The sequence below is a fragment of the Lapillicoccus sp. genome, assembly GCF_036559105.1.
Classification (GTDB): domain Bacteria; phylum Actinomycetota; class Actinomycetes; order Actinomycetales; family Dermatophilaceae; genus Lapillicoccus.
Window position 1 is genome coordinate 1 of the sequence record NZ_DATBTV010000019.1, and the last position, 4952, is coordinate 4952.

Consider the following 4952-nt stretch of genomic DNA (forward strand, 5'->3'; position numbering starts at 1 on the left):
ACGCGTCGGCGTCCGGCGCGGCCGCCACCACATTCTGGCTGGTCGCGACGGAGACGGTCTGGTCCCAGAGTGTCTTGTCGACGACGCCGATCCTGCCGGGCGACGGCCAGACGAGCTCGTTCACCCGGGCCAGCTGCCACGCCTGGTGCGACGCCCCAGCGTGGGCCGTTCTTGAGCACGATGTCGACGCAGGGCTGGAAGTTGTCGCGGCCGTAGACCCACCCACCGATGGCGCCCTTGAGCAGCTTGGCCGCGGTGTCCTGGTAGGCGGTGTCGTTCTTCAGCTCGTCGGTGTTGGCCCAGATGGCGTCCTGGAGCATGGCGACGCCGTCCTTGTTCCAGTCGATGACGTTGAGGTCGGTCGGCCGGTACAGGGCACCGGTGGCCGGGTTCTTCTGCTCGAGCACCTGCGCGTACTCGTTGTAGATCACGCCTGCGCGGCGTCGATCTGCTCAGCAGCGCGGCCATGTCGAACTGCTGCTGGACGAGGGTGACGCCGGACTTCGGGTCGACGCCGGCTTTCTGAAATCCCGCGACGAGCTCGAACTCGGGCGGCTGATCATCGACTACTCCCAGCAGTACGAGGCCGATAACGATGCCGGCGAGGAACCCGACGAACGCCTCGCGGTAGGTGAACAGGGACGCGTCGACGAGGTACTGCCAGAGCGGTGCGGGATCGCCGGTGCGCTGCGGCTCGCCGAAGCGGCGCAGGATGTCGAGGAAGGGCGGCCGCGTCGTGTCGTCGGTGGGGACGGGCAGCAGACGACTGGTGCCGGGCCAGACGTCGCCGGTGGCCGCCCCATGGCCTTGTGGCCGGTCCAGATCAGCCCGACCGCGGCCACGCGGCGGCCACGAGCGCGACCCGCCCGAGCGCGCGCCGAACGGCGGATCCGCCCGCCCCCGGTCGCGCCGACGCCGCCGCCGCGGCGGTCGTCACGTTGTGGCCCTGACCCGTTCCGCGATCGCCGGGACCACGTGCTGCCCGTAGGCCCGCAGCGTCTCGTCCTGAGCGTCGTGCTGGAGGTAGATGGCGAACTGGTTGACGCCGAGCGCGCGCAGGGCGTCAAGCTTGGCGAGGTGTTCGTGGACGGTGCCGATGACGCAGAACCGGTCGACGATCTCGTCGGGGACGAACGAGGTATGCGTGTTGCCCGCCCGGCCGTGCTCGTTGTAGTCGTAGCCCTCGCGGCCCTTGATGTAGTCGGTGAGCGCCGTCGGCACGTTCGCGCCGTCGGCGCCGTAGCGGGCGACGATGTCGGCCACGTGGTTGCCGACCATGCCCCCGAACCACCGGCACTGGTCGTAGGCGTGGGCGCGGCTCTCCTCGCTGCCGTCGGTGATGTAGGCCGGGGCAGCGACGCAGATGGCGACGTCGTCGGGGTCGCGGCCCGCGTCGGCGGCGGCCTTCCTGACGGCGGCGATGCTCCACTCGGCGATCGACAGGTCGGCCAGCTGCAGGATGAACCCGTCGGCGACCTCACCGGTGAGCTGGAGGACGCGGGGACCGTAGGCAGCGACCCAGACGTCGAGGGACGAGCGGTGGCTCCAGGGGAACCGCAGGTGGCTGCCCTTGTACTCGACCTCCTCGCCGTTGGCGAGGCCGCGGATCACGGCGATGGAGTCGCGTAGCTCGGCCACGGTGCTCGGCCGGCCGTTGGTCACGCGGACCGCGGAGTCACCACGGCCGATCCCGCAGAGGGTGCGGTTGCCGTACATCTCGTTCAGCGTCGCGTAGGTCGACGCGGTGACGGTCCAGTCGCGGGTGGACGGGTTGGTGACCATCGGCCCCACGACGATCTTGCGGGTGGCCGCGAGGATCGCGCTGTAGATGACGTAGGGCTCCTCCCAGAGCAGGTGGGAGTCGAAGGTCCAGGCGTGGGAGAAGCCGTAGTTCTCGGCCTGGCGGCAGAGCTCGACGACGCGGGACGCCGGAGGGTTGCACTGCAGGACGACGCCGAGATCCATCGGGAGTGTCCTCAGTGGAGGTACTGCGAGAGGCCGCGCTTGAGGTACTTCCCGTGGCCCTTGCCGCCCCGGAACTCCCCCTCGCTGACGACGACCGAGCCGCGGGACATGACGACGTCGACGTGCCCGTCGATCTCGAACCCCTCCCATGCGGAGTGGTCCATGTTCATGTGGTGGGTCTTCTCGTACCCGATGCTCGTGTGGCCCTGCGGGTCGTACACGACGATGTCGGCGTCCGCACCCGGCTCGATGACGCCCTTGCGGCCGTAGAGGCCGAACATCCGGGCCGGGGTGGTGGAGCAGAGCTCGACCCAGCGCTCAAGGGTGATCTCGCCCATGACGACGCCCTGGTAGAGCAGGTCCAAGCGGTGCTCGACGGACCCGATCCCGTTCGGGATCTTGGAGAAGTCGCCGACGCCGAGCTCCTTCTGCTCCTTCATGCAGAAGGGGCAGTGGTCGGTGCTGACCACGCTGAGGTCCCCCGTGCGCAGGTAGCGCCACAGCTCGTCCTGGTGGCCCTCGGCGCGGGACCGCAGCGGGGTGCTGCATACCCACTTCGCACCCTCGAACCCTGGTGCCCCGAGCTGCTCCTCGAGGGAGAGGTAGAGGTACTGGGGACACGTCTCGCCGAAGACGTTGTAGCCCTGGTCGCGCGCCTCGGCGAGGGTGGCGACCGCCTGCTTGGCACTCATGTGCACGATGTAGAGCGGGGCGCCGGTGAGGCGGGCCAGCATGATCGCGCGGTGGGTCGCCTCCTCCTCGGTCTCCCACGGCCGGGTGAGCCCGTGGTTGATCGGGTCGGTCTCACCACGAGCCAGCGCCTGGGCGACGAGGACGTCGATGGCCATGCCGTTCTCGGCGTGCATCATGATGAGCGCGCCGTTCTCGCGCGCCTGCTGCATGGCCCGCAGGATCTGGCCGTCGTCGGAGTAGAAGACGCCGGGGTACGCCATGAACAGCTTGACGCTGGTGATCCCGTCGGCGACCAGCTCGTCCATCGCCTTGAGCGAGTCGTCGTCGACGCCGCCGAGGATCTGGTGGAACCCGTAGTCGATCGCACAGTTCCCGGCGGCCTTCTCGTGCCAGGCGGCCAGTCCGTCCTGGACGCGCTCTCCGGTGCGCTGGACGGCGAAGTCGATGATCGTCGTCGTCCCGCCCCACGCGGCCGCCGTCGTGCCGGTCTCGAAGGTGTCCGAGGCATTGGTCCCCCCGAACGGCAGCTCCATGTGGGTATGGCCGTCGACCCCGCCGGGGATCACGTACTTGCCGGTCGCGTCGATCACGGTGTCGACGGTGCTCGCGAGGTCGCTGCCGAGGGCGGTGCTGCCGGGCGCGACGACCGCGGCGATGGTCTCACCGTCGACGAGGACGTCAGCCTTGACCTGACCCGTCGCGGAGACGATCGTGCCCCCGCTGATCAACGTGGTCACGGACGTACCAGGTCCTCGTAGGCGTCCGGGCGCCGGTCGCGATAGAACGCCCAGCGCTCGCGGACGGTCTGGATGAGGTCGAGGTCGAGGTCGCGGACGATGAGCTCCGGTTCGTGCGCGTCGCCCTTGTCGCCGACGTAGTTGCCCTCGGGGTCGACGAAGTAGGACTGGCCGTAGAAGTCGTCGTCGCCGAGGTCCTCGATGCCGACCCGGTTGATGGCGCCGACGTAGTACTCGTTGGCCACGGCGGCGGCCGGCTGCTCGATCGACCAGAGGTACTCGCTCAGGCCACGGCTGGTGGCGCTGGGGTTGAAGACGATCTGGGCACCGTTGAGACCGAGCGCGCGCCAGCCCTCGGGGAAGTGGCGGTCGTAGCAGATGTAGACGCCGACCTTGCCGACGGCGGTGTCGAAGACGGGGTACCCGCCGTTGCCCGGCCGGAAGTAGAACTTCTCCCAGAAGCCGCCGACGTGGGGGATGTGCTGCTTGCGGTACTTGCCGAGGTAGCTCCCGTCGGCGTCGATCACCGCGGCGGTGTTGTAGAGGAACGGCTCCTCGCGCTCGTAGACCGGCAGGACGATGACCAGCTTCAGCTCCTTGGCCAGGGCCTGGAACCGCTCGGTGGTCGGGCCCGGCACGGCTTCGGCGTACTCGTAGAACTGCGAGTCCTGCACCTGGCAGAAGTACGGGCCGTAGAACAGCTCCTGGAAGCAGATCACCTGTGCCCCGTCGGCGGCGGCCTCGCGCGCATACTCCTCGTGCCTGTCGATCATCGAGTCCTTGTCACCGGTCCAGGTGGTCTGGACCAGCGCTGCGCGCACCACGGTCATCGAGACTCCTCCGCTTCAGGAAACCGCCAGCCTAGGGCGGCGTGGTTCCGGGCGATACGCCTTGTGGAACAAAGTCGTTACGGTCTGATGTCCTGACCTACCCGTGGGGTATGCGCGCCGTCAGTTGCCCGGTCGGGCGCCGGTCCGCCCCCGCAACCCGTCGCGGAATCCGCGCCACGCCTCGCGCGCCCGGGTGCCGCGTTCGGGGTCGAACGCGACCACCAGGCCGAGGTGCCCGGCGACGCCGACGACCTGCCCGGCGGACCAGCGGGGATGCCGTCGAGCGTGGCGTCCGATCAGGCGAGTGCGGTTGCGGGTCAGGTAGTAGTAGCGAAAGGGCACCGACCTGGAGAGGGTGACGGTGCGACCGGCGACGGTGATGTCGTGGGTCTCGCCGAGGCGGTGACCCAGCGTGAGGCCTTCGGCGACAACCAGAGCCAGGCCGGCATCGAGGCACCGGAGGGCGAAGTCGTCGTCGACCCCGTCGATGAAGAGGTCTTCGTCGAAGTCGCCGACGTGTCGCAGCGTCCCGACCGGGATGAGCTGGCCGGACTGGACGGGAGGCCGGCCACGCGCTTGGTCCGGGAGGCCGGTGACGTGCTCGGGAGCGACGATGCCGACGCGCAGTCCGTCCTGCTCCGCCTGCGCCCAGGTGTCGAGCAGGGCGGCGACGTAGCCGCCAGGGATCTGGGAGTCCTGGTCGACCGTCAGGACCGCGACGGTGCCG

The 4952-nt window shown here is 69.3% G+C and carries 3 protein-coding genes and 2 pseudogenes; all 5 read right to left on the reverse strand.

The genetic code is table 11. The annotated features are described in order from the left end of the window. Positions 1–431 (reverse strand): annotated as a pseudogene (locus tag VIG79_RS02480) (hypothetical protein); the annotation flags it as partial. A gap of 502 nt (positions 432–933) precedes the next feature. Further along, positions 934–1965, reverse strand: a complete 1032-nt coding sequence (locus VIG79_RS02485) for a TIGR03842 family LLM class F420-dependent oxidoreductase (protein ID WP_331881703.1) — start codon at positions 1963–1965, stop codon at positions 934–936. 11 nt (positions 1966–1976) lie between these two features. After that, a complete protein-coding gene (hydA, locus tag VIG79_RS02490) occupies positions 1977–3395 on the reverse strand; it encodes a dihydropyrimidinase (RefSeq protein WP_331881706.1) in 1419 nt (472 codons plus the stop codon). Then, on the reverse strand, positions 3392–4225 hold the full coding sequence (locus tag VIG79_RS02495; protein WP_331881709.1) for a nitrilase-related carbon-nitrogen hydrolase: 834 nt from the start codon (positions 4223–4225) through the stop codon (positions 3392–3394). The genes hydA and VIG79_RS02495 overlap by 4 nt, the downstream gene beginning before the upstream one ends. 120 nt (positions 4226–4345) lie before the next feature. Further along, a pseudogene (locus VIG79_RS02500) lies at positions 4346–4952 on the reverse strand (glycosyl transferase); the annotation flags it as partial.

Coding starts and splice junctions, on each gene's coding strand:
- VIG79_RS02485 (WP_331881703.1), bottom strand. CDS start 1,965: ATGGATCTCGGCGTCGTCCTGCAGTGCAACCCTCCGGCGTCCCGCGTC.
- VIG79_RS02495 (WP_331881709.1), bottom strand. CDS start 4,225: ATGACCGTGGTGCGCGCAGCGCTGGTCCAGACCACCTGGACCGGTGAC.